A 24,335-nucleotide genomic window follows, 5' to 3' on the forward strand; every position below is an offset into this window, starting at 1 on the left:
ACTTATACGCCGGATGGTGCGCCGGCGAAAGGTCCGGCGATATCCGTACTTGACAAGCCCGCCGCCGCCCTTCAATCTCTCTAATTAACCGTACGGTACATACCTAACCGGTTAGTTACCTGGACTGCAATGGCGCACCCGCGGAGGAGACCGACGTGACCGATCGTCCGGATGGCGCAGCGAGCGCACCGCCCGCGGGGCGGCCCGCCAAGGCCGCCCTGGCCGCGTGGATCGGCAGCGCCCTCGAGTACTACGACTTCTTCATCTACGGCACGGCGGCCGCGCTCGTCTTCAACAAGATCTTCTTCCCGGCCTCGTCGCCGGCGACCGGCACGCTGCTGGCGCTGTCGACCTTCGGCGTCGGCTACGTGTCCCGGCCGCTCGGGGCGCTGCTGCTGGGCCACCTCGGCGACAAGTTCGGCCGCAAACGCGTGCTGCTGGCGACCCTCCTGCTGATGGGTCTGTCCACTGTGCTCGTCGGCTGCCTGCCCGGCTACGGCACGCTCGGCGTGGCCGCGCCGATCCTGCTGGTCGTGCTGCGGCTGCTGCAGGGCCTGTCCGCCGGCGGCGAGCAGGCCAGCGCGAACTCGATGAGCCTGGAACACGCGCCGGAGCACCGGCGCGCCTACTACACGAGCTTCACGCTCAGTGGCACCCAGGCCGGGCAGATCCTGGCGACGGCGGTCTTCCTGCCGGTCGCCGCCCTGCCGCAGGAGGCGCTGCTGTCCTGGGGCTGGCGGGTGCCGTTCTGGCTCAGCGCCGTCGTCGTGCTGGTCGGCTACTACATCCGCCGGTCGCTGGACGAAACGCCGGTGTTCCAGGAGGAGGTCGCCAGCGGCGAGGTCGTGAAACTGCCCCTGGCCGTGCTGCTGCGGGACCACTGGGCCGACGTCCTGCGCGTGGTCGTGGCCGCGTTGATCGCGTCCGTCAGCACGATCTTCACCGTCTACGCGCTCAGTTACGCGGTGAACACGGTGGGCTTGAGCAAGACGCCCATGTTGTGGGTCGGAGTGCTGGCCAACGTCGCCGCCGTCGTCTCGATCCCGTTGTGGGCGAAGTTCTCCGACCGCTTCGGGCGCAAGCGGATCTTCGTCGCCGGTTCGCTCGGCTGCGCGATCCTGATCTTCCCGTACCTCGGCGCCATCGCGGCCGGCAGCTACCTCTGGATCTTCGTCGTCGGCATCGGGATGTTCGGCATCGTCTACACCGCCACGAGCGCCGTGTGGCCGTCGTTCTACGGCGAGATGTTCCCGGCCAGGGTGCGCCTGTCGGGGACCGCGATCGGGACCCAGATCGGGTTCGCGATCAGCGGGTTCCTGCCCACCATCGCGGTGGGCGTCACAGGAACGGGCCGGGGCGCGTGGGTGGGCGTCGCCGTCTTCACCGCCGCGCTGTGCCTGGTGAACGTCATCGCCGTGGCCACCGGCAAGGAGACCTACCGGGTGCCGACCGCGCGGCTGGGGCTCAAGGACCCGGCGCCGGAGCGCAGCGAGGCCGGCGTCCCGAGGTGAGCGTGTTCGAGGTCTACGCGCTGTGCTACGGCCGGCGGACGGGGTACCGCGGCGAGCACTTCCTGGGCTACGGCGAGGATTCCGCGCAACCGCACCCGACCGCGTACTACGTCTGGCTCGCGGTCTCGCCGGAGCACACGGTGGTCGTCGACGCCGGCATCCGCGCCGAACGGGCTCGCGAAGTGTCCGGATTGGACTACGTCGAACCCGTGCGGCTGCTCGCCGCGCTCGGCGTCGATCCGGCGAGCGTCGGGCACCTCGTCCTCACGCACCTGCACTACGACCACTGCGGCACGGTGGGGGACTTCCCGGGCGTGCGGATCGTGCTCCAACAGTCCGAAATGGACTATTGGACCGGCCCGTGGGCGAAGCGGATCGAGCGGGAACGGTGGCTGCTCGACGAAGCCGTCCTCGACCACCTGCGGCCCGACCTGGTCGACGGGGACGCCGAAGTCGTGCCCGGGCTGAGCGTCCACCTGGTCGGCGGGCACACGGCCGGGATGCAGGTCGTCCGCGTCGAAACGGCCGCCGGTCCGGTGGTGCTGGCCTCGGACGCCAGTCACTTCCACGAGAACCTCGAAAACGACCACCCGGCACCGCTGCTGCACTCGATGACCGGCGTGTACGGCGCGTTCGACCGGGTCCGGGAGCTCGCCGGCGCCGGCCTGGTCGTCCCGGGGCACGATCCGGAGGTGCTCGCCCGGTACCCGCCGGTCGCCGACCGGATCGTGCGGATCGCGTGAGGTCAGCGCGTCGTCAGGTAGCTGACGAGCAGGTCGGCGACCATCCGCCGGTGGTGGTCGCGGTGGGCGGGGTCGAGCATGTCGCGGCCGAAGATGGCGTGGAACGTGTGGCGGTTCGCCGTGCGGAACACGCAGAACGCGCTGATCGCCATGTGCACGTCGAGCGCGTCGACGTCGTCGCGGAACTGCCCGGCTTCCCGGCCGCGCGCGAGGATGCGGGTGAGCACGTCGAGCGCCGGGTTGGCCAGGTTGGACAGCGCGGTCGACCGGGCGATGTGCTCGGCGCGGTGGATGTTCTCGATGCTGACCAGCCGCACGAAGTCCGGGTGGGACTCGTGGTGGTCGAAGGTGAGCCCGGCGAGCTGCCGGATCGCCTCGGCGGGGTCGAGGTGGTCGACGTCGAGGTTCTGCTCGAGCGAGCGGATGACCGTGTAGGCCCGTTCGAGCACCTCGACGAACAGCTGGTCCTTGTTGGTGAAGTAGTAGTAGATCATCCGCTTGGTGGTGCGGGTCTTCGCGGCGATCTCGTCCACCCGGGCGCCGTCGAACCCCTTCTCGGCGAACTCGCGGGCGGCGGTGTCCAGGATCTCGGTGCGGGTCCGGTCGGCGTCGCGGATGCGTCCGGGTCCGCTGTTGGCCACTTCGCCCGACGTCGGTGCTGCCACGGACTTCCTTCCTCGCTTCAGCTGATGTGCCCACTGTAGGACTTCGCCGCCGATCGGAGGCTCTTCACGGCGGCGACGGCGTGCGGTACAAATAACGTACTAGTTCGTACATTACGGGAGTGGTCGTGACCTTGTCATCAGCCGCCGAGGCGATCCGCGCTCAGGCCGCGCGGGCCACGCCGGGCACGCTGCTCACCGGCCTGATCGGCGCGGGCATCGGACCGTCGCTCAGCCCGCCGCTGCACGAGGCCGAAGCCCGCCGGCTCGGGCTGGAGCTGGTCTACGCCCGCTTCGACCTCGACGACCACGACGTCCCGGCCGCCGCCGTGGGCCCGATGCTGGCCGCGGCCCGGGAAGCCGGGTACCGCGGGCTGAACATCACGCACCCGTGCAAGCAGGTCGTGCTTGGGCACCTGGACGAGCTGTCCCCCGACGCGGCGGCGCTGGCCGCGGTCAACACCGTCGTGTTCGAGGACGGCCGCGCGGTCGGCCACAACACCGACTGGTCCGGCTTCGCCCGCGGCCTGCGGACCGGGCTGCCCGGCGTCGACCTCGGCGCGGTCGTCGTGCTCGGCGCGGGCGGGGCCGGCGCGGCGGTGGCCCACGGCCTGCTCACGGCCGGAGCCGGCCGCGTCCACGTCTTCGACCTCGACACCGCCCGGGCCGAGGAACTGGCCGGCGCCCTCGCCGGCCGGTTCGGAGCCGGCCGCGCGGCCGCCGGAAGAGATCTCGACGCGGCGGTCGGTACCGCCGACGGGCTCGTGCACGCCACCCCGACCGGCATGGCCGCCCACCCGGGCCTGCCGCTGCCCGCCGGGCTGCTGCGCCCGGACCTGTGGGTCGCCGAGGTCGTCTACCGCCCGCTCGACACCGAGCTGGTCCGCACCGCCCGCGCGCTCGGCGCGCGTGTCCTCGACGGCGGCCGCATGGCGGTGTTCCAGGCCGCCGAGGCGTTCGGCCTGTTCACCGGCGCCGAACCCGACTCCGCGCGGATGCTGGACCACTTCGCCGCGCTCACGACCTCCCCGGAAAGGCAGCCCGCCGATGCCCTCGACTGAAACCCGCCGTTCGATCGCCACGGTCTGCCTGTCCGGCACCCTGGAGGACAAGCTGACCGCGGCCGCCCGCGCCGGGTTCGACGGGGTGGAGATCTTCGAAAACGACCTCGTCGCCTCGTCGTGGTCGGTGAAGGAGATCAGCGAACACTGCGCCGAGCTGGGCCTGTCGATCGACCTGTACCAGCCGTTCCGCGACTTCGAAGCGGTGCCACCGGACGTGCTCGCGCGGAACCTCCGGCGCGCGGAGCTCAAGTTCGACGTCATGGACCAGCTCGGCGCGGACACGATGCTGGTGTGCTCGTCGGTGTCCCCGGACGCGGTCGACGACGACGACCTCGCCGCCGAGCAGCTGCACCTGCTCGCCGAACGCGCGGCGGCGCGGGGCATCCGGATCGCCTACGAAGCACTGGCGTGGGGCCGGTTCGTCAACACCTACGAGCACTCGTGGCGCATCGTGCGCCGCGCCGCCCACCCGGCGCTCGGGCTGTGCCTGGACAGCTTCCACATCCTGTCGCGGGGCAGCGACCCGGCCGCGATCCGCACGATCCCCGGCGACAAGCTGTTCTTCCTGCAGCTGGCCGACGCGCCGCGGCTGCAGATGGACGTCCTGCAGTGGAGCAGGCACCACCGGCTCTTCCCCGGCCAGGGCGCGTTCGACCTGACGGCGTTCACCCGCAACGTGCTCGCGGCCGGCTACCGCGGGCCGTTGTCGCTGGAGGTGTTCAACGACGTCTTCCGCCAGGCCGACCCGGGACCCGCGGCCGTCGACGCGATGCGCTCGCTGCTCGGCCTGCAGGAGACGCTCGGGGCCGCCGAGCTGCCGCCCGCACCGGCGCTGGCCGGCCACGCGTTCGTCGAGCTGTCGGTGGACGACGCGACCGAGCCGGCGCTGGCGAAGGCGTTGCGCGGTCTGGGTTTCACCGAGACGGGCCGGCACCGCTCCAAGCCGGTCCGGTTGTGGCAGCAGGGGGAGGCGCGGATCCTGCTGAACGGCGCCGGGTCGTCGGCGGGCGCGTCGGTCGGCGCGGTCGCCGTGGAGAGCGCCGACCCGGTCGCCTCGGCCCGGCGCGCCCAGCGGCTGCTCGCGCCGATCCTCCCGCGCAGCCACGGCGCGGATGAAGCGGACCTGTCGGCGATCGCCGCACCGGACGGGACGTCGGTGTTCTTCTGCCGCACCGGCGCGGACACCTCGGACGGCTGGCTCGGCGACTTCACGGAGACGTCGTCGCCCGGTGGGGACGCCGGGGTGACGGGGATCGACCACCTGGCCCTGACCCAGCCGTTCGACCACTTCGACGAGGCGGCGCTGTTCTACCGCGCGGTCCTCGGCCTCGAGCCGGAGCCGGTGACGGAGTTCGCGGCACCGTTCGGGCTGGTGCGCAGCCGGACGGTGGCCGACGACTCGGGCCGCGTCCGCATCGCCCTCGAATCGGCCCTGCTCCGCCGCGGAGACTGGGCGCCCGGAGTACGCGAGCCCCAACGCATCGCCTTGGCCACGGGCGACGCCCTGGCGAGCGCCCGCCGGATGCGCGAGCTCGGGGCGCCGCTGCTGGAGATCCCGGGCAACTACTACGACGACCTCGACGCCCGCCTGGCACCGGATCCCGCGTTGCTGACGGCTTTGCGGCAGCAATCGGTGCTCTACGACCGCGACGAAGAGGGCGAACTGCTGCACTTCTGCACGGTGGTGCTGGGTGGCCGGGTGTTCTTCGAGGTGGTGCAACGGATCGGCGGTTACACCGGGGATGGCGCGGTGAACGCCCCGATCCGGATGGCCGCGCACCGGCGGCAGCGCCGGATCAAGGATCCCGCTGACTCGAAATGACTTCCAACGCTTGCAGAGCCGGGACGAGAGCCGGGTTGGTGTGGGTCCGCGACCACAGCAAGTGCAGCTCGACCGGCGCGTCCGGCTGACCCTCCAGGGCGGCCCACGCGACGCCGTCGATCGTCATCCGGGTGGCGGACGCCGGGACGAACGCCACGCCGCGGCGGGCCGCGACCAGCCAGATCATCGTCTGGATCTGGCTGACCGAGTGGACGACGTTGCGGTGGGCGATCGGCAGCAACCGGATCACCAGGTCGTAGAAGTACCGCGCGTTGTCCGGCGCGTACATGATCAGCGGCTCGTTGGCCAGGTCGGCCGCGGTGACCGGCCGCGCCAGGCCGGTGAGCCGGTGCCCGGCCGGCACGCACAGCACCAGCGGTTCGCGGTGCACCAGGCGCGAGGCGAACTCGTCGGTGTCGAACGGCGGCCGCGCCAGGCCGAGGTCGATCTCGTCGCGGCCGAGGGCGGCGATCTGGTCGTTGGTCACCATTTCCGACAGCTCCACGTGCACGTCCGGGAGCATCTCGGCGATCGCGGTGAGCACCGAGTCGAGGACGCCGAACACCGATGCCCCGGTGAACCCGATGCGGAGGTAACCCGCCGCGCCGGCCGCGACGCGGCGGGCGCGATCCGGTGCGCGGCTCGCCAGGGCGAGCAGGCGCCGCGCGTCGACGAGGAACGCTTCCCCCGCTCGCGTCAGCCGTGCACCGCGCGTGCCGCGGTCGAACAGCTTCGTGCCCACGGAGTGCTCGAGCTTCTGGATGAGCCGGCTCAGCGGTGGCTGCGTCATCGACAGCCGCTCGGCGGCGCGGCCGAAGTGCTGCTCCTCGGCGACCGCGACGAACCCTTCGAGCTGCGCGAACGAGAACTCCATGCACTGAAGGTATCAAGGCATGCCACATCGGTGTTGGATCTGCATCACGTGACCTCTTAACGTCAGTGTGCAGTCGGGCGACGAGGCCCGCGGTCCCCCGGAGGTCCTCGATGACTTCAGCGCAGAACGACCACTTGACCGTCGCGGTCGGCAAGGTGTTCCGCCGCGTCGTCCCGCTGTTCGTCGTGATGCTGATCTGCAACCAGCTCAACCGGGCCAACATCGGTTACGCCCAGGTGCACCTGGAGGCCGACGTCGGCATCGGCGCGGCCGCCTACGGGCTCGGCGCCGGCCTGTTCTTCATCGCCTACGCCATTTTCGAGCTCCCCAGCAACATGCTGATGGAGCGCTACGGGCCCAAGATCTGGCTGACCCGGATCATGGTGTCCTGGGGCGTCGTCTCGGCGGCCATGATGTTCGTGCAGGGCCCGACGTCCTTCTACGTCCTGCGGTTCCTTCTCGGCGCCGCAGAAGCCGGCTTCTTACCGGCCATCATCTACTACTTCTCCCGCTGGCTGCCCTCGTCGCACCGCGGCCGCGCCACGGCGTTGTTCGTCGCGGGCTCGTCGGTGGCCGCGGCGATCTCCGGGCCGCTGTCCGGTCCGCTGCTGTCGATGCACGGGTTCTTCGGGCTCACCGGCTGGAAGTGGCTGTTCCTCATCGAAGGCGTGCTTTCGATCGTCGTCGGCCTGTTCGCCTACACCCGGCTCGACAGCCGCGTCGCGGACGCCGGGTGGCTCACCGGCGCCGAGAAGGACGCGCTGACCGCCGCGATCGAGCGTGAAGACGCCGCCCGCCGGACGACGTCGGACTCGGTGTCGCGCTGGCGGATCCTGGTGCAGCCGCAGGTGCTGCTGTTCTGCCTCATCTACTTCGCGATCCAGCTGTCCATCTACGCCAACACGTTCTGGCTCCCGACGATCGTGCGCCGCATCAACGGCACCGGCGACGTCACCGTCGGGCTGCTGTCGTCGCTGCCCTGGATCTGCGCGGTCGTCGCGATGTACTTCACCGGCCGCGCGTCCGACCGGTCCGGGCGCAGCAAGCCGCTGCTGATCGCCTCCCTGATCGTCGCCGGGGTGGCGACCTTCCTGGCCGCGATCGCGTCGCCGGTGCTCGCCCTGGTCCTGCTCTGCGTGGCCGCCATGGGGTTCAAGAGCGCCAGCCCGCTGTTCTGGACGATCCCGCAGGGCAGCGTCCACCCCGTCGCGCTCGCCGCCGTCGTCGCGGTCGTCAACTCGCTGGGCAACCTCGGCGGGTTCGTCGCCCCCTACGGCTTCGGGCTGATCAAGCAGGCGACCGGGCAGGTCACCTGGGGGCTCTACGGCCTCGCCGCCGCGTGCCTGCTCGCCGCCGTGCTCGTCCTGTTCATCCGCCGCGACCGCGTGGTCGTGGCACCCGCCGCCAGCACCCGCACGCCCGTTGAGGAGACGTCATGACCCTCGCCGCCCGCCTCGGTTCCGGCCTGCTTTCCTTCCCCGTCACGCACTTCGACGCCGAGCACCGCTTCGCCGAGGACGCCTACCGCGCGCACGTGGCCTGGCTCGGCAAGTACGACGTCGCCGGGCTCTTCGCCGCCGGCGGCACGGGGGAGTTCTTCTCCCTGACTCCGTCCGAAGTGGACCGGGTGGTCCGGGCCGCCGTCGACAGCGCGCCGGACGGCACCCCGATCATCGCCCCCGCCGGGTACGGCACGGCGATGGCGGTCGAGTTCGCGAAGGCGGCCGAACGAGCCGGCGCCGACGGCATCCTGCTGTTCCCGCCCTACCTCACCGAAGCACCGCAGGACGGCCTCGCCGCCCACGTCGAAGCCGTCTGCGCGGCCACCGGCCTCGGCGTCGTGATCTACAGCCGCGCCAACGCCGCCTACGACGCCGAGACCGTCGCGCGGGTCGCCGAGCGCTGCCCCACGCTGATCGGGTTCAAGGACGGTGTCGGCGACGTCGAGGCGATCACCCGGCTGCGCGGCAGGCTCGGCGACCGCCTCACCTACATCGGGGGCCTGCCCACCGCGGAGACGTTCGCCCTGCCCTACCTCGAACTCGGCGTCACGACGTACTCGTCGGCGATCTTCAACTTCCTGCCCGAGTTCGCCCTCGACTTCTACGCGGCCGTGCGGGAGCGCCGCCGCGAGGACGTCCGCCGCCTGCTGGACGGGTTCGTCCTGCCCTACACCGAGATCCGCAACCGCAAGGCCGGGTACGCGGTCAGCATCGTCAAGGCCGGTCTGACCGCCACCGGCCACCCGGCCGGCCCGGTTCGCGCGCCGCTGACGGACCTGTCCGCGCGCGACCTCGCCGACCTGACGGCGCTGCTCGACCACCTCCCGCCCGCCTGAGAACCGAAAGGCCCGCCATGCCCAGCGCTGTCCCCGTCGTGACCGACCTGCGGGTGGTGCCCGTCGCCGGCCGCGACAGCATGCTCCTCAACCTCAGCGGCGCGCACGCGCCGTTCTTCACCCGCACCCTGGTCGTCCTGACCGACTCCGAAGGCCGCACCGGCGTCGGCGAAGTGCCGGGCGGCGAAGGCATCCGCACGACCGCGGAGGACTTCCGCCCGTTCGTCGTCGGGCGCCCGGTCGGCGAGTACCACGGTGTGCTGAACGAAGTCCGGCGCCGCTTCGGCGACCGCGACGCGGGTGGCCGCGGCGCCCAGACGTTCGACCTGCGCGTCACGGTCCACGCCGTGACGGCGCTGGAGTCGGCGATGCTGGACCTGCTGGGCCAGCACCTCGGCGTGCCGGTCTGCGACCTGCTCGGCGACGGCCGTCAGCGCGACGCGGTTCCGGTGCTGGGATACCTGTTCTACGTCGGGGACAGCGCGAAGGCGGATCTGCCGTACCGCCGCGACGACGCCGGCGACGCGTGGCAGCGCCTGCGCGACCGGGAGGCGTTGACGCCGGAAGCCGTCGTCGCACTCGCCGAGGCCGCGCAGGCCCGCTACGGCTTCCGCGACTTCAAGCTCAAGGGCGGTGTCCTGCCCGCCGAGGAGGAGGCCGAGGCGGTCCGCGCGCTCGCCGCCCGCTTCCCGGAAGCGCGGATCACGCTGGACCCCAACGGGTGCTGGCTGCTGGAGGACGCGGTCCGCACCGGTCGCGCGCTGCGGGACGTCCTGTCCTACGCCGAAGACCCGTGCGGCGCCGAGCGGGGCTACTCGGGCCGCGAGACGATGGCCGAGTTCCGCCGCCGGACCGGCCTGCGCACCGCGACGAACATGATCGCGACCGACTGGCGCCAGCTCGGCCACGCGATCCGCGCCGACGCGGTCGACATCCCGCTCGCGGACCCGCACTTCTGGACGATGGCGGGCTCGGTCCGCGTCGCCCAGCTCTGCCACGACTTCGGCTTGACGTGGGGTTCGCACTCGAACAACCACTTCGACGTGTCGCTGGCGATGTTCACCCACGTCGCGGCGGCGGCCCCGGGCGAGATCACGGCGATCGACACGCACTGGATCTGGCAGGACGGGCAGCGCCTCACCGCCGACCCGCTGCGCATCGACGGCGGCGAGATCGCGGTGCCCCGCCGTCCCGGCCTCGGCGTCGAGCTGGACATGGAGCAAGTCGAGGAGGCACACGAGCTGTACCTCAAGCACGGCCTCGGCGCCCGCGACGACGCCGTCGCGATGCAGTACTTGAGTCCTGAGTGGACGTTCGACCCGAAGAGGCCGTGCCTGGTGACCCGCTGATCGGCACCGCCGGCCCGGTCGTGGAGGTAAGGTCCTCCACCATGGAGGAGCGCGCCGCGGCGGAGCTGATCGAGCAGGCCCGAGCCGAGACCGCGCGCTTGGCGGCGGCCCTGACCCGTCAGCGCGACGAAATAGTGGCGGCGGCGGAGTTCAGCAGCGCCGACGACGAGCACGACCCGGAAGGCGCGACGATCGCCTTCGAGCGGGCCCAGGTGCAGGCGCTGCTGCGCCAGGCCCAGGACGACCTCGCGGCGCTCGACCGTGCCGCCGAGCGGTTGCGAGCGGGCGCCTACGAGACCTGCGAACGCTGCGGCGGCCCCATCGCCGAGGACCGGCTCAGGGCGTTGCCGGCGACGTCGATCTGCATCACCTGCGCGAACCGGCGGTGATGCCGGCGACATCACACGGCGAGGACCTGATCGCGGCTTCCGGCCGACCTACCATCGGGTAGTCGGTCCCGGTGGGAAGCAGGGGTCGTGGCCGAGAGGATCCCATGTCGGTGTCGGTGCGCCCGGAGGTGGCCTTCCAGCACTTCCGAGAAGAGGGAAGGGCGCCGGAGCAGGGCAAGCTCTACGCGTGCCGGATACCGGTCGCGGGTGGCACGGTCGGCTGGCGCGCCCGCATCGGAGCCGGCGGCTCGGACTACCGGGTCGACAAGGAGCTCGTGACGTCGCGCACGTCGTTCCTGGAGACCTTCGCCGGCGCGAAGGGCGATCAGAGCTGGCAGTTCGGCGGGGACGACAGTGCCACCGCCGAGCCGGCGTACTACCTGCTGGCTCCCGTGGACGGGGACGTCCGAGTCCGGCACGCCGACGCCGAGGCGGTCCTGCGCCCGGGGCAGTTCACGACCGCGACCTCCGACGGCACCCTGGAGGTCGAGTACGGCGAAGGCGGCCGCGTCATCATGGCGTTCGCCGGAGAAGCCCACTTGCCTCGCCGCAGCACGCTGACCGCCTCGCTCGGTCGCGCGCGGCCGCTGGACGGGACCGGTGGCCTGCTGCTCAAGCACGTCGACGCGACGTTGCGGGTGGCTGGTTCGCTCACCCCCGGTTCGCTGGCCGCGGCGGCGGACGCCGCGGGGGAGCTGATGACGGCCACCTTGGCCGGGCTGCCGCACGGCGAGATGGCGGCGGACGAGCTGCTGCGAACCCGGGTCGAGACGTACATCGAGCTCCGGCTGCGCGATCCGGAGCTGGACGTGGACCGGATCGCGGCCGAACACCACGTCTCCCGGCGGACGGTGTACCGCCTGTTCGCGGGCGCCGGTGAGAGCGTTGCGGCCTACATCCGCGCCCGCAGGCTCGACCGCTGCCGCGCCGACCTCATCGGGCGACCGGATCTTTCGGTGGCCGCGATCTGTGAGCGCTGGGGTGCGGGGGAACCGAAGCACTTCGCGCGGAAGTACCGGGCCCGGTTCGGTGAAAGCCCGGGGGACACCAGGCGCCGGAGTGGCACGGAAAGGTGATCCGGGACGGCACGCAGCGTGGTCGTCGTGGTGGCTCCCGGCAGGCAGGCTGAACTCCTGACCGAAGAAAGGGAGATTCATGCCAGGCAAGCTCGACGGGAAGATCGCTCTCGTCACCGGGGGATCGACGGGGATGGCGTTCGCCACGGCGGAGGAGTTCATCGCCGAAGGAGCCGTCGTCTACATCACCGGCCGCCGCGAGGACGTGCTCGACGAAGCGGTCGAGCGGCTCGGGCCGCGCAGCCGCGGGATCGTCGCCGACGGCGGGAACCTCGACGACATCGGCCGCCTCTTCGACACCATCGGCGCCGAAGAAGGACGGCTCGACGTGCTGTTCGCCAGCGCGGCGGCCGGCACGCTCGTGGAACCGCTCGCCGAGGTGACGGCGGAAAGCTACGACCGGATCTTCGGGATCAACGTCCGCGGCACGGTGTTCACCGCGCAGAAGGCGGCGGAGCTGATGACCGACGGCGGGTCCATCATCCTCAACGGATCGGCCGCCGCGGTGAAGGCGATGCCCGGGTCGTCGTTGTACTCCGCCAGCAAGAACGCGCTCGCGGCGTTCGCGCGGGTGTGGAGCGCGGAACTGGCGCAGCGGCGGATCCGCGTCAACGTCGTGCACCCGGGGTCGATCGACACCGCGTCGCTCGAGACGATCACCCCGGAGCACCGCGACCACCTCGTGTCGCTCACCACGATCGGCCGGATCGGGCAGCCGGCCGAAATCGCTTCGTCCGTGCTTTTCCTCGCCAGTGCGGACTCCGGTTTCGTCAGTGGCACCGAACTGTTCGTCAGCGGCGGGATGGGTCAGAGCTGAGCTCTTCCTGCCTCCAGTGACCGGGTGGAACGCCGTGGTGGCGGCGGAAAGCGGCGGCGAAGGCGTTCGGCGAGGTGTAGCCGGTCCGGCGGGCGATCTGGTCGAGGGTGAGCTCTTCGCCGCGCAAGTGGTCCCGGGCGAGTGTCATGCGCCAGTCGGTCAGGTACTGCATCGGTGCCTGCCCGAGCGAACGTTCGAAGTTGCGGGCGAAGGCCGGCCGGGACATACCGCTGAGGGAGGCGAGTTCGGGCACCGTCCACGGGTGCTCGGCCTGCGCGTGGATCGCGTGCAGCGCCGGCCCGAGGCGCGGATCGCCACCGGCCCGGTACCACCGCGGGGCGGTCGGGCTCTGGTCGTAGGCAGCGCGCATCGCCATGACCAGCAGGACGTCGAGCAGGCGGTCGAGGACGGTCTGGTGCCCGGCCGCGGGCGCGCCGAGTTCACGGGAAAGGAAGCCGATGACGTCGTGGAGCGGGTCGTGAGCGGCGGCGTGCAGCAGCAAGGTGGGCGGCAGGGCGTCGATGAGGCTGCGACCGACGTCGCCGGCGAAACGGTAGGCACCGCACAGGAAGACCGTGGCCGCGCGGTCGTCGCTGCGTTCGTCGCTGGGGTGGCGCCGCAGGAACTCTTCGTGCGGCTGGCACGCGGCCGGGTCGGGCGTGTGGGCGACGTGGTGCTCCGGGCCGCCGCGGATCAGGCAGAGGTCACCCGGGACGACTTCCATCGCGGCCCGGGGGTCGTCGAGCCAGATCCAGGCGCGACCCTGCACCACGGTGTGGAGGGAGAGCTGGATGGTGCCCGGGAGCCGGAGTCCCCACGGAGGCTGGACCACCGAGCGGGCGAAGACGCCACCCGACGCGCGGGTGCGAGCGAGGTGATCCTGCAGGATGTCCATGAGGTGAGCGTATCGCGTTGGATATTGAGAGTTCTACACATTGAATGACTCGATTGGCGTCCTTAGCCTAGAGCCATGAATGAGACAACACCCCTCGTGCTGGTCCTCGGGGCGACCGGTCGCACCGGCTCCCGCGCCGTGAGCGGCCTGACCGCCCGTGGGCTGCAGGTCCGCACCGCGGCACGCTCGGGCGCCGACGTCCGCTTCGACTGGAACGACGTCGGCACCCACGCGCCCGCTCTGGCCGGCGTCGACCGCCTGTACCTCGTCTCCCCGCTGCTGCGCACCGACTACGCGGCGGACGTCTCGGCGTTCCTCGACAAGGCGCAGGCCGCGGGCGTGCGGCACGTCACCTACCTCAGCGCCTACGGCATCGAGGCGGCGCCCGCGGACGTGGCGCCACGCGCGGTGGAGCTGGATCTGATGGGCCGGGACGACCTCGGCTGGTCGATCCTGCGGCCGGCGTGGTTCATGCAGAACTTCAGCGACCTGTTCCTCAAGCCCGTCGACGGGGCGATCATCGCTCCGACCGGTGACGGCACGGAGGCGTTCGTCGACGCCGAAGACATCGCCGCGGTCGCGGTCGAGACCCTCGCCGACCCCCGCGCCCACAACGGCGGTGAGTACGCCATCACCGGTCCCGAGGCGCTCACCGTCGCCGACGTCGCGGCGATCATCGGCGACGCGGCCGGGCAGGACGTCAAGCACGTCGACCTCGATCGCGAAGCCTGGGTGGCCGGCGCGGTGGCGAACGGCGTGCCCGCCGCCTACGGCGAGGTTCTGCGCGAACTGACCGAGACCATCGCGACCGGCCGGGGCGCCCGCCCCAACGACGTCGTGGAAAAGGTGACCGGGCGCCCGCCCCGAAGCTTCAAGGAATTCGCCGCCCGCACCGCATCCGTCTGGAAGGAGAACAACCGATGAGCACCGTCGAGAACCTCGGGGACTTCAAGGCCCTGGACCCGTTCTTCCGCATCATCGAGGAGGGCGTCGCCGGCTTGGCCGACGGCGAGCACTTCTTCGACATGGTCGCCGAAGACGCGGTCTTCGAATACGTCATCACCGTCCCGGGCTACCCGCGCCGGGTCGAAGGCCGCGCCGCGGTCGCCGAGCTGTACCGGCCCTACGGCGACATGTTCGTCCTCGACCGCTGCTACGACCTGGCCGTCCACCACGATCAGCAGACGGGTGTGGTCGTCCTCGAGTACGCATCGGACGGCCGAGCGGTCGCGACCGGCGCACCGTACGGAAACAGGTACATCTCGGTGCTGACGATCAGGGACCGGAAGATCGTCCACTGGCGCGACTACCTCGACCCGCTGGTCGTCTTCGACGCCGTCGGCTGGCCCACCCAGGCCGACCGCTGATCATGATGTCCGACCCACTCGAGTACCACGTTCTCGTCCACCCGGGGATTCCCCAGCACACGGACCAAACCGACCCGGACGGTGCGCCCCGCATCTGGTCGCCGATCTCGACCACGTTCATCCGGTCCGGCGAAGAGCTGGTGGTCGTCGATCCCGGGTTGACCTTCGACCACGCGCGGGCCGTCGCGGACCGGGTCAAGGATTCGGGCAAGCGGCTCGTCGCCGTCTACGCCACGCACGGGCACGGAGACCACTGGTTCGCCGCCGGACCGCTGCTCGAGGAGTTCCCCGACGCGGTCGTCCACGCCACGCCGGGGACCATCGGCGTGATGCGGCAGAACGCCGATCCCGCGTTCCGCGGTCAGCGCTTCGACGCGATCTTCCCGGACCAGGTGCCGCCATCTCCCGTGCGAGCTCGGCCCATCCCCGCCGAAGGCATCGAACTCGGCGGCCACCGGCTCCTGGCGGTCGAAGTCGGGCACACCGACACCGACGACACCACGGTGCTGCACGCACCGTCCACCGGATTGGTGGTCGCGGGCGACGCCGTCTACAACAATGTCCACCAGTACCTCAGCGAGATCGTCGACGGCGGTCTCGAGGCATGGCTGGCCGCTCTCGACAAGATCGAGGCCCTGGCGCCCACCGCCGTGGTGTCCGGCCACAAAGACGCTCGCCGGCCGGACTCGCCCGACACGATCGGCGAAACCCGGCAGTACCTGCTCGACGCTCGGCGCCTGCTCGGCGAGCACTCCACCGCGCGCGGGTTCTACGACGCCATGGTGCGCCTCCACCCCGGACGGGTGAACCGCGGCGCGCTGTGGCGAGGTGCGCTGGCGCTCCTACCCGAATGAGCGCAGTACCGCCTCCATCCGACCCCAGGAAAGAGCACACCATGTCCGGCTCCGATCATGCGCGGTTCGCTCCGACGACCCACGGCTTCAGCGTTTTCACGACTCCGGCCAAACCCGCGGTGGTGACGCGGGAGCCGCCCGCCGGCGAGCCACGGGCGTCGGGCCCGTCCACCGCGACCCTGGTCTACGGACCGCGGGAGGCCGTGCTCGTCGACGCACTCGCCACCGTCGCCGAAGCCACGGTGCTCGCCGACTGGATCGAGCTGCACGGCCGGACCTTGACGACCATCTACATCACCCACGGGCACTTCGACCACTTCTACGGCTTGTCCGTGCTGGCGGAGCGGTTCCCCGAGGCGAAGGCCGTCGCGACGCCGGGCAGCGTCGAGCTCATGCGGGCGACCGTCGACAACCCGAAGGTCGTCGCGGCACTCGCGGCACGCTGGCCCGGCCGGCTCCCGGAGAACCTCGTGGTGGCGGCCCCGTACGACGAGGAGGTGCTCCCGGTCGACGACATGGAGCTGCGGATCATCGAACAGGGCCGGACCGACCTGGACCACTCCACGTCGGTCCACGTGCCCGCCCTCGACCTGGTCGTCGCGGGTGACGTCGTGTTCACCCAATGCCACCTCTTCCTCGGCGACACGACCGAAGGCAGCCGGAACACCTGGCTCGAAGCCCTCGACCGGTTGGCGGCGCTGGCGCCGGCGCACGTCGTCGGCGGGCACAAGAAGACCGGAGCGCCGGACCTCCCCGTGGCGATCGACGAAAACCGCCGGTACATCGAGGACTTCAGCCGGCTGGTCGCCAGCGACCGAAGCGACCTCGAGATCTTCACGATCATGGGGGAGAAGCACCCGGGATGGGTGGGCCACCAGTGGTGGCTGATGTTCAACCAGGACACGCCCCGCGCTCCGGCGTCACAATCAAGATAGAACGTTCGGTCTTGACATGTCGGGAACGTCCTCGCATAGTGGAGCGTGATAGAACGTTCGGTATCGCGACACCGGCTCGCGATCGAAAAAGGACCCCGGCATGACCAAGCCCCTGTACCTCGGCATCGCCACCTCGACCGGCGACGGCCGCGCGGGAGGGCGGGCGCGGACCGACGACGGCCTGCTCGACCTCTCCCTGGCCATTCCCGAGGAAATGGGCGGTCCCGGCGGGGCGACCAACCCGGAGCAGCTGTTCGCGGCGGGCTGGGCCTCCTGCTTCCACTCGGCGCTGAAGGCCGTCGCGGCGCAGCGGAAGGTGGAGGTCACCGACTCCGCCGTCGTCGCGGAGGTGCAGGTGCACGCGACTCCGGAAGGGGGATTCAGTCTCAGCGCGGCGCTGCACGCCGAACTGTCCGGTGTGGACCAGGCGACGGCCGACCAGCTCGTCGAAGGCGCCCACGCGATCTGCCCGTACTCCAACGCGACGCGCGGCAACATCCCGGTGACCGTCGACGCGACCGTCGCCTGAGGCCGCCGGCCGGGTCGGTGGGGAACACCGGCCCGGCGCGGACCTATCATGGCCGGATGGCGAGGGACTCCGCGGCGACGGCCGCCGGCTTGACCAGTCAAGAGGTCATCCTGAACGCGGCTCGTGCCCTCGTCGGGGAAAAGGGCTACGACGGCATGGCCATTTCGGACTTGAGCGCCCAGTCCGGACTGCCGCCGAGCTCGATCTACTACCACTTCGGCAACAAGCTGGGCGTCCTGGCGGCGTTGCTGGATCGGACATTCGACGAGCTGCACGCGCTGTTCCCGAACCCGTCGTCGTTCGACGAGCTGGCGCCCCTCGAGCGGCTCGAAGCGTGGTTCACCGCGGCTTGCGACTCCCTGGACCGGCGGCCGGACTACCTGCAGCTGCTGGTCGCCATCAGCGTCGGCCCGCAGAAGGACGCCGAGGCCGTGCGGGCGACGGTGCGCCGCATCCGCGACTACGCCCACGCCTCCTGGGTGGCCGCGCTCACCCCGATCTTCGCGCCCAGCGGCGGCAAGAACAACGAAGCCCTGGTCCAGGAGCTGGCCGTCCTCGGGCGGGCGCTGACCGACGGCCTTTCGGTGACCAACAGCTTCGACGGCGTGAGCTACCGCTCGCAGGTGCCGCCGTTCGTCGCGTTGGTCCGCGGCCTGGCGGACCAGCGGACGGCGAAGCGCAAGCGCTGACCCACGGTTCGATCGACCTTGCTTGCGTCGCCGCCCGTTGTATAGTGAGCGCTACATACAACGAACGGGGTGGTGCGGTGACGAGCACTTTGGACGTCGGCGACGCGCGGCTGGCCTACACCGAGACCGGTTCGGGCAGCGCGGTCGTGTGGCTGCACGGCTCGGGGCCCGGCGCCACCGGGATGAGCAACTTCGGCGGGAACCTGCCCGCCTTCGCCGACCACCGGAACGTCGTGGTCGACCTGCCGGGCTGGGGCGGGTCCCCGCGGCCGGCGACGGACGAGCCGTTGATCTTCCACGCTGCCGAGCGGGTCAGCCGGGCGATGACGGCGCTCGGGATCGAGCGGGCCCACCTGGTCGGCAACTCCTACGGCGGGGCCGTGGCCATGCGGATCGCGATGCAGTACCCGGAACGCGTGAACCGGCTCGTGCTCATGGCGCCGGGCGGGGTGCTGCCACCGGACGCACCGCCGTGGCCCGCCGGGCTCGAGCGCCTTTTCGGTTACATGGCCGCGGAAAAACCGTCGCGCGAGGCGATGGCCGAGTTCGTGCGGTTGATGGTGTACGACGAGTCACTCGCGACCGACGCGCTCGTCGACGAGCGGTACGAGTCGAGCCTGCGGGCCCACCCCGAGCTGCCGATCCCGCCGGACTTCGGTGATCTGACGCCGGATCTGAGGCGCATCGCCGCCCCGACGCTGCTCGTGTGGGGCCGGGAGGACCAAACCGTGCCGCTGACCTGGGCGCCCAAGATCCTCGACGGCATCCCGGACGCGGAGCTGCGGGTGCTGCCGCACTGCCGGCACTGGGTCCAGTACGAGCGCGCGGCCGAGTTCAACCACATCGTCCGCGAGTTCCTGCAGGGCGGCGCGGCCGCCGCGGCGGAGGGATGACACCGTGGGGATCAAGAAGCTGGGCTACGTCGGTCTCGAGGTCACCGACGTCGAGGCCTGGACCGACCTGCTCGGGCGCACGCTGGGCGTCGGCGTCACCCACGCCAAGTCCGGCACCGACGAGATCGCCCTCGCCGAACTCGACGAGTTCAAGTACCGCCTCGCACTTCACCCGTCCACAGTGGACCGTCCGCGCGAGCTGGGCTGGATCGTCGACTCGCCGCGGGAGCTCGACCGGCTGACCGAGCGGCTCACCGGCGCCGGGTTCGCCGTCGCGGAGGCGACCGCGGAGGACCGGGAACTCCGCGGTGCCACCCGGCTGCGCTGGTTCACCGACCCGGTCGGCTACCGCGTCGAGCTGGCGGTCGGGGAAGCCAAGGTGCGCCTCGGCGTCGAGCGCCCGGCCGGTGGGCCCGGCGTCACCGGCCTGGGGCACCTGGTGCTGGCCAGTCCCAAGCTCGCGGAGCTGCGCGAGCTCTACGAGTCGGTGCTCGAGTTCCAGCTGACCGACTACCGCGCGCCCGGCCTGTTCTTCTTCCGCTGCAACCGGACGCACCACAGCATCGCCCTCGCGAGCGCGGACACCGCGTCGATCCACCACCTCGAGTTCGACCACGGCTCGCTCGACGACGTCGGGCGGGCGTACGACCGGGCCCGGGCCCACGGCGTGCCGATCTCGATCAGCCTCGGCCGGCACATGAACGACAAGGCGATCTCCTTCTACGTGCGCAACCCCAGCGGGTTCCACCTGGAGATCGGCTGCGGCGGCATCGAAGTCGGCGACGACTGGGTCCCGCACGACTTCGGGCGCTCGGACGAGTGGGGGCACCACCACGCGGACGCCAACCCGTTCGCCGCCCCGAAGCCATGAGTATCGCGGGGCGGCTCGCACCGCGATACTGAACGTTCTCTCTGCTACCATGGGACGGATGGTGCACAACACTCGAGGGCGGGTCTCCGAAGCGCGGTCGAGGCTGCTCGAGACGGCCACGCGGATCTTCTACGCCGAGGGTCTGCACTCCGTCGGGATCGACCGGATCGTCGCCGAAGCGCAGGTCACCCGCGCCACGCTGTACCGGCACTTCCCCGGCAAGGAAGATCTCGTCGTCGCCTACCTGAACGGCGCCCACGAGATGGAGCGCGCGGGCTTCGAGAAGATCCTCGCCGGTGACCTGCCCGCGGTCGACGCCCTGCGGGCCATCGCGCAGTCGATCGCCGGGAGCATCCGCCTGGCGCACTTCCGCGGCTGCGCCTTCCTCAACGCCGTGGCGGAGTACCCGGACCCGGCGCACCCCGTGCACCAGGCCGTGCTCGCCCACCGCGAGTGGTTCCTCGGCACCGTCACGGACCTGCTCGCGCAGGTCGGCGACACGCCGCCGGAGCCCGCGGCGCGGCACTTCGTGATGCTGCGGGACGGCGCGATGGCGTCCGGCTGCCTTTCGGACCCGGTTCAGGTCGGCGACACGTTCCTCCAGGGCGTCGACGGAATCCTTCGGTTCCGATTGGACTCGGCAGCGAAGTAGTTCCGAGACGGCACGTTCGGTCTTGGAGACCGGGTGAGCCTTCGTTGCGGTGCGCTGTGTACTGAGCGCTCTACACAACGAGTCGGGCGCACCGGCCACTGTGGATTCGAGCGGTAGCCAACGCATCTCCGAAGTTGTAGAGTGAGCGCTACATACATAGCTTCCCCGGGGGGCGTGACCGACCGCCGTAACGAAGCGAGGTTTCCCTTGAACGTCCTTGAACAGGTGAAGAACTCACCGATGAGCCGCGCCCAGGTGAGAGCCGTCGCGCTCTGCCTCGTGATCAACCTGGTCGACGGGTTCGACCTCCTGGTCACGTCGTTCGTCGGCCCTTCGATCACCCGGGAGTGGAGCCTGTCCCCGTCCGGGGTCGGTGTGCTGCTCAGCGGCGGCCTGGCCGGCATGGCGATCGGCGGGCTCTTCCTCGCCCCGCTCGCCGACCGCGTCGGCCGCCGCCGGCTCACCCTTGCCTGTCTCGCCCTGGCGTCGCTGGGCATGGTGGCCGCCGCCGCGGCGCAGGACTTCGGCCAGCTGCTCGCCTTCCGGGCGGTGACCGGGGCGGCCGTGGGCGCGATGGCGGCCAGCCTGCCGGTGCTCACCTCCGAGTACGCGAACCACCGGCGCCGGGGGCTGGTGGTCGCGCTGATCACCACGGGCTACGGCCTGGGTTCGGTGATCGCCGGAATCGCGTCGAGCATCCTGCTGGGCTCGTTCGGCTGGCGCTCGGTCTTCGTGTTCGGCGCGATCGTCACGGCGCTGCTCTTCGCGGTGGCGCTGCGGTTCCTGCCGGAGTCGATGGACTTCCTCGTCGCCCGCCGCCCCCGCCAGGCGCTGGAGAAGCTCAACCGGATCCTCGTCTCGATCGGCCGCACCCCGGTGACCGAGCTGCCCGCGGCGCGGCCGGCGTCGGCCAAAATGGCCCTCGACGCACTCTTCCGCGGCCGCAACGCCCTCCGCACCGTCCTGGTCTGGGTGGCTTTCGTCTCGGCGCAGCTGATGTTCTACTTCGCCAGTTCGTGGACGCCCAGCTTGCTGCTGAAGGCGGGGATGTCCAGTCAGCAGGGCATCAGCGGCGGCGTCCTGCTCAGCCTCGGCGGCGTGACGGGCGCGGTCCTGTTGGGACTGCTGGTGTCGAAGGTCGGCCCGCGGCGGCTGACCGCGGCCTACTTCGGCATCGGCGCCCTCGCGCTCATCCTGTTCTCCTTCTCGCTCGGCACGCTGGCGATCGCGCTGGTCGTGGCGGTGCTCGTCGGGTTGTTCCTCAACGGCACGGTCACCGGGATCAACGTCATCGTGCCGGACCTGTACCCGGCCGAAGCCCGCGCGACCGCGCTCGGCATGGCGGTCGCCGTGAGCCGGCTCGGTGCCGTCCTGGCGCCCCTGCTCGCCGGGTTCCTGCTGCAGTCGGGCTGGGCGCCGGCCTCGATGTTCCGCTTCTTCGCGATCCCCGGCGTCATCGGCGCCGCTGCGACGCTGCTGCTGGCCCGGTTCGGGCGGAAACCGGCGGGCCGGCCGGTCGAAAGCGTAGTGGCGGAAGCATGACCGAGTTCGACCCGACGCGGGTTCCGGTCGGTGGTGCTCTCGCCGCGCCGCGGGTGATCGCCCTGACGTCGTCGCGGCTGCCGTGACGACCGGCTCGACGTACGATCCACAAAGGAGGACGGAAGTGCCCACCCTCGTGCTGCTCCACGGCGGCGGGCCGGGCGTCGACGCCGCGACCAACTGGGCGGGCGTGCGGTCCCGGTTCGCGGCGGACTTCCCGTGCCTCGCCCCGGATCTGCTCGGGTTCGGCTCGCGGATCGCCGGCACGGCCGGGCTCCGGGGGCCGCACGCCTGGGCGATCGCCCGGGCCCGGCAGGTGCTGGACCTGCTCGACCACCACGGCCTGGACCGCGTGCACCTGGTCGGCAACTCGGCGGCGGGCGGGGCCGCGGCGCTGGCCCTCCTGGCCGTGGCCCCGCACCGCGTCGAGCGCGCCGTGGTCATGGGTGGCGCCGGAACCGGCCCGCCGCCCACCGCGGTTCCTTTCTACGACAAGCCGACGCGAGCGTCCATGCGGGCCACACTCGGCCGGCTGGTCGCCGACGAGAGCGGCCACGAAGAACTCCTGGCCGAACTCACCGAGCTTCGGCTCAAGCATGCGCTCCGGCCCGCCGCGGAGGGTGCGTTCCGCGCGATGTTCGCCGACACCGCCGGCGGGCCACCACCGGTCGACCTCGCCAAGATCACCACGCCGGTGCTCGCGCTGCACGGCGAGCGCGACCGGGTCCAGCCGGTCGCGGTCTCCGAGCGCCTGGCCGAAGCGTTACCCGACGGGCACCTGCACGTCGTCGCGGGCGCCGGGCACTGGATCCACGTCGACCGGCCGGACGAGTTCACCAAGCTGGTAGGGGAGTTCCTGAGCGCATGACCGAGATCCTGATCGTCGGAGCCGGCCCGGCCGGCCTGACCCTCGCCATCGACCTGGCCCAGCGCGGCGTCGCCTGCCGCGTCGTCGAGGCGACCGGCGAGCGGCCGGTCAACCCCCGGTGCAACACGACGTCCGCGCGGTCGATGGAGATCTTCCGGCGGCTCGGGCTCGCCGACGAGATCCGCCGCGCCGGCCTGCCCGCCGACTACCCGACGTCCATCCAGTACCGCACGACGCTGACCGGCGAGGAGATCTTCCGGATCGACCTGCCGTCCGCGCACGACGTCCTGGCGGGAGAAGGCCGGGAAGACTGGCCCACCCCGGAGCCGCAGCACCGCATCTCGCAGCTGTACCTCGAGCCCATCCTGGAGCAGCACGCGCGGAGGCTGCCCGGGCTGACCCTCGAACGCGGCACCCGGCTGGTCGAGCTGCGACAGCACAACGACCACGTCGAGGCCGTCGTGGAGACCGCGGGGAAGCAGCGGACCCTGCGCTGCGCGTACGTCGTCGGCTGCGACGGCGCCCACAGCACCGTCCGCCGGCAACTGGGCATCCGCTACGAAGGCGTCGACGCGATCCAGCGGTTCGTCTCCACCTTCGTCCGCTCGCCCGAGCTGGGCCGGCTCGCCGCCCGCGACCGGGCCTGGACGTACTGGACCTACGGCCGCCGGATCGCTTCGCTGATCGCCATCGACGGCGAAGAGCTGTGGCTCAACCACGTCGCCTTCGCCCCCGGCCACGACACCGAGGGCGAAGACCCCGAACAGCTGCTGCGGGAGTCGGTCGGCGAGGACGTCGAACACGAGGTGCTCGGCGTGGTGCGCTGGACCGGCCGCCGGCTGGTCGCCCAGCGGTACCGCGCCGGGCGCGTCTTCCTGGCCGGCGACGCCGCCCACATCTGGATCCCGGTCGGCGGGTTCGGCATGAACGCCGGCATCCAGGACGCGGCGACGCTGGGCTGGATGCTGGCCGCCGTCCACCACGGGTGGGCCCCGCCGGAGCTGCTGGACGCCTACGAGGTCGAGCGCAAGCCGGTCGGCGAGCAGTTCGCCGCCGCGGTGGGCGCCCAGGCCCGCACGTCGTTCGCGGACGTCTCGCCGGACATCCACCTGGCCGGCCCCGAGGGTGAACGGGCCCGCGCGGAGTTCGCCGGGCGGCTGGCCGTGACCGAGCCACGGCGGTATTCCCCCGACGGCTTCAGCTTCGGCTACCACTACGCGCGTTCGCCGCTGGTGGTCGGCGGCGAAGACCCGGCCGAGATCACCATGGGGGACTACCAGGATTGCGCGCGGCCCGGGTTCCGGCTGCCGCACACCTGGCTCGACGACGGCCGCCCGGTGTTCGACGTGCTCGGCCCCGGCTTCACCCTGCTGCGCGGCGACCCGAACGCCGGTGTGACGCCGTGGACCCTCGCCGCCCGTGACCTCGGGATCCCGCTCACCGTCGTCGACCTGCCCGGCCGGTACCCGGCCGCGCTGCTGCTCGTGCGCCCGGACCAGCACGTCGCCTGGCTGGGCGGCGCGGACGCCCGGCCCGGCGACGTCCTGCACACCGTCACCGGGCGCGTCCCCGCCCACCAGGTCTAGGAACCACAG

Annotated in this window: 25 protein-coding genes; 22 read left to right on the forward strand and 3 right to left on the reverse strand. The window is 71.4% G+C overall.

What is annotated here, in order from left to right:
• The first annotated feature begins 155 nt into the window (after positions 1 to 155).
• A complete protein-coding gene (locus tag ACIQWX_RS39235; RefSeq protein WP_400882289.1) occupies positions 156 to 1,511 on the forward strand; it encodes an MFS transporter in 1,356 nt (451 codons plus the stop codon).
• Positions 1,508 to 2,254 carry an N-acyl homoserine lactonase family protein gene (locus tag ACIQWX_RS39240; RefSeq protein WP_400882292.1) on the forward strand — a complete coding sequence of 249 codons (747 nt, stop codon included), beginning with the start codon at positions 1,508 to 1,510 and terminating at the stop codon, positions 2,252 to 2,254. Before ACIQWX_RS39235 ends, ACIQWX_RS39240 begins: the two co-directional genes overlap by 4 nt.
• 2 nt (positions 2,255 to 2,256) lie before the next feature.
• Here the strand turns inward: ACIQWX_RS39240 and ACIQWX_RS39245 are convergent, their stop codons facing one another.
• A complete protein-coding gene (locus ACIQWX_RS39245; protein ID WP_400882295.1) occupies positions 2,257 to 2,919 on the reverse strand; it encodes a TetR/AcrR family transcriptional regulator in 663 nt (220 codons plus the stop codon).
• Between the two features lie 131 nt (positions 2,920 to 3,050).
• Between ACIQWX_RS39245 and ACIQWX_RS39250 the strand changes: the two genes are divergently transcribed.
• Together ACIQWX_RS39250 and ACIQWX_RS39255 are read left to right on the forward strand one after the other, a co-directional pair.
• Positions 3,051 to 3,977, forward strand: coding sequence for a shikimate dehydrogenase (locus ACIQWX_RS39250; protein ID WP_400883114.1), 927 nt, complete (start codon positions 3,051 to 3,053; stop codon positions 3,975 to 3,977).
• Entirely contained in the window at positions 3,964 to 5,802 is a 1,839-nt protein-coding gene (locus ACIQWX_RS39255) for a bifunctional sugar phosphate isomerase/epimerase/4-hydroxyphenylpyruvate dioxygenase family protein (protein ID WP_400882297.1), read from the forward strand. Before ACIQWX_RS39250 ends, ACIQWX_RS39255 begins: the two co-directional genes overlap by 14 nt.
• On the opposite strand, the gene ACIQWX_RS39260 is transcribed toward ACIQWX_RS39255, so the two are convergent.
• On the reverse strand, positions 5,777 to 6,676 hold the full coding sequence (locus ACIQWX_RS39260; RefSeq protein WP_400882300.1) for a LysR family transcriptional regulator: 900 nt from the start codon (positions 6,674 to 6,676) through the stop codon (positions 5,777 to 5,779). The two genes, ACIQWX_RS39255 and ACIQWX_RS39260, sit on opposite strands and share 26 nt — an antisense overlap.
• A 110-nt stretch (positions 6,677 to 6,786) precedes the next feature.
• Here ACIQWX_RS39260 and ACIQWX_RS39265 point away from each other — a divergent pair, with 110 nt between their 5' ends.
• The 6 genes from ACIQWX_RS39265 to ACIQWX_RS39290 all read left to right on the forward strand — a co-directional run bounded on the left by ACIQWX_RS39265 (position 6,787) and on the right by ACIQWX_RS39290 (position 12,645).
• Positions 6,787 to 8,115, forward strand: coding sequence for an MFS transporter (locus ACIQWX_RS39265; protein WP_400882303.1), 1,329 nt, complete (start codon positions 6,787 to 6,789; stop codon positions 8,113 to 8,115).
• Complete coding sequence (gene kdgD / locus ACIQWX_RS39270; protein ID WP_400882306.1) at positions 8,112 to 9,014, forward strand: 5-dehydro-4-deoxyglucarate dehydratase; 903 nt, start codon at positions 8,112 to 8,114, stop codon at positions 9,012 to 9,014. Before ACIQWX_RS39265 ends, kdgD begins: the two co-directional genes overlap by 4 nt.
• A gap of 17 nt (positions 9,015 to 9,031) precedes the next feature.
• Positions 9,032 to 10,363 carry an enolase C-terminal domain-like protein gene (locus tag ACIQWX_RS39275; RefSeq protein ID WP_400882309.1) on the forward strand — a complete coding sequence of 444 codons (1,332 nt, stop codon included), beginning with the start codon at positions 9,032 to 9,034 and terminating at the stop codon, positions 10,361 to 10,363.
• 41 nt (positions 10,364 to 10,404) lie between these two features.
• Entirely contained in the window at positions 10,405 to 10,752 is a 348-nt protein-coding gene (locus ACIQWX_RS39280; RefSeq protein WP_400882312.1) for a TraR/DksA family transcriptional regulator, read from the forward strand.
• Positions 10,753 to 10,856: 104 nt separating this feature from the next.
• Complete coding sequence (locus ACIQWX_RS39285; protein ID WP_400882315.1) at positions 10,857 to 11,828, forward strand: helix-turn-helix domain-containing protein; 972 nt, start codon at positions 10,857 to 10,859, stop codon at positions 11,826 to 11,828.
• 79 nt (positions 11,829 to 11,907) lie between these two features.
• Positions 11,908 to 12,645 (forward strand): SDR family NAD(P)-dependent oxidoreductase, encoded by a 738-nt coding sequence (locus tag ACIQWX_RS39290; RefSeq protein ID WP_400882318.1) that lies wholly within the window; start codon positions 11,908 to 11,910, stop codon positions 12,643 to 12,645.
• Here the strand turns inward: ACIQWX_RS39290 and ACIQWX_RS39295 are convergent.
• Positions 12,620 to 13,540: a cupin domain-containing protein gene (locus tag ACIQWX_RS39295; RefSeq protein WP_400882320.1), complete on the reverse strand. Its 921-nt coding sequence runs from the start codon at positions 13,538 to 13,540 to the stop codon at positions 12,620 to 12,622. The two genes, ACIQWX_RS39290 and ACIQWX_RS39295, sit on opposite strands and share 26 nt — an antisense overlap.
• A 75-nt stretch (positions 13,541 to 13,615) precedes the next feature.
• Here ACIQWX_RS39295 and ACIQWX_RS39300 point away from each other — a divergent pair, with 75 nt between their 5' ends.
• The 12 genes from ACIQWX_RS39300 (at position 13,616) to ACIQWX_RS39355 (ending at position 24,326) form a co-directional block, all read left to right on the forward strand.
• On the forward strand, positions 13,616 to 14,464 hold the full coding sequence (locus tag ACIQWX_RS39300) for an NmrA family NAD(P)-binding protein (protein WP_400882323.1): 849 nt from the start codon (positions 13,616 to 13,618) through the stop codon (positions 14,462 to 14,464).
• Complete coding sequence (locus ACIQWX_RS39305) at positions 14,461 to 14,907, forward strand: nuclear transport factor 2 family protein (protein ID WP_400882326.1); 447 nt, start codon at positions 14,461 to 14,463, stop codon at positions 14,905 to 14,907. Before ACIQWX_RS39300 ends, ACIQWX_RS39305 begins: the two co-directional genes overlap by 4 nt.
• A gap of 5 nt (positions 14,908 to 14,912) precedes the next feature.
• On the forward strand, positions 14,913 to 15,761 hold the full coding sequence (locus ACIQWX_RS39310; RefSeq protein ID WP_400882329.1) for an MBL fold metallo-hydrolase: 849 nt from the start codon (positions 14,913 to 14,915) through the stop codon (positions 15,759 to 15,761).
• A 41-nt stretch (positions 15,762 to 15,802) separates the two neighbouring features.
• A complete protein-coding gene (locus ACIQWX_RS39315) occupies positions 15,803 to 16,696 on the forward strand; it encodes an MBL fold metallo-hydrolase (protein ID WP_400882332.1) in 894 nt (297 codons plus the stop codon).
• Positions 16,697 to 16,796: 100 nt separating this feature from the next.
• Complete coding sequence (locus tag ACIQWX_RS39320) at positions 16,797 to 17,225, forward strand: organic hydroperoxide resistance protein (RefSeq protein WP_400882334.1); 429 nt, start codon at positions 16,797 to 16,799, stop codon at positions 17,223 to 17,225.
• A 56-nt stretch (positions 17,226 to 17,281) separates the two neighbouring features.
• Positions 17,282 to 17,914, forward strand: coding sequence for a TetR/AcrR family transcriptional regulator (locus tag ACIQWX_RS39325; RefSeq protein WP_400882337.1), 633 nt, complete (start codon positions 17,282 to 17,284; stop codon positions 17,912 to 17,914).
• Between the two features lie 77 nt (positions 17,915 to 17,991).
• A complete protein-coding gene (locus tag ACIQWX_RS39330; protein WP_400882339.1) occupies positions 17,992 to 18,807 on the forward strand; it encodes an alpha/beta fold hydrolase in 816 nt (271 codons plus the stop codon).
• Between the two features lie 4 nt (positions 18,808 to 18,811).
• Positions 18,812 to 19,678: a VOC family protein gene (locus tag ACIQWX_RS39335; protein ID WP_400882342.1), complete on the forward strand. Its 867-nt coding sequence runs from the start codon at positions 18,812 to 18,814 to the stop codon at positions 19,676 to 19,678.
• Between the two features lie 58 nt (positions 19,679 to 19,736).
• Positions 19,737 to 20,330: a TetR/AcrR family transcriptional regulator gene (locus ACIQWX_RS39340; RefSeq protein ID WP_400882345.1), complete on the forward strand. Its 594-nt coding sequence runs from the start codon at positions 19,737 to 19,739 to the stop codon at positions 20,328 to 20,330.
• A 240-nt stretch (positions 20,331 to 20,570) separates the two neighbouring features.
• Positions 20,571 to 21,872, forward strand: a complete 1,302-nt coding sequence (locus ACIQWX_RS39345; RefSeq protein ID WP_400882348.1) for an MFS transporter — start codon at positions 20,571 to 20,573, stop codon at positions 21,870 to 21,872.
• A 124-nt stretch (positions 21,873 to 21,996) separates the two neighbouring features.
• Positions 21,997 to 22,740 (forward strand): alpha/beta fold hydrolase, encoded by a 744-nt coding sequence (locus ACIQWX_RS39350; protein ID WP_400882351.1) that lies wholly within the window; start codon positions 21,997 to 21,999, stop codon positions 22,738 to 22,740.
• Positions 22,737 to 24,326 (forward strand): FAD-dependent monooxygenase, encoded by a 1,590-nt coding sequence (locus ACIQWX_RS39355; RefSeq protein ID WP_400882354.1) that lies wholly within the window; start codon positions 22,737 to 22,739, stop codon positions 24,324 to 24,326. Before ACIQWX_RS39350 ends, ACIQWX_RS39355 begins: the two co-directional genes overlap by 4 nt.
• The last annotated feature ends 9 nt before the right edge of the window (positions 24,327 to 24,335 follow it).

It is taken from the genome of Amycolatopsis sp. NPDC098790, from assembly GCF_044759945.1.
GTDB lineage: Bacteria > Actinomycetota > Actinomycetes > Mycobacteriales > Pseudonocardiaceae > Amycolatopsis.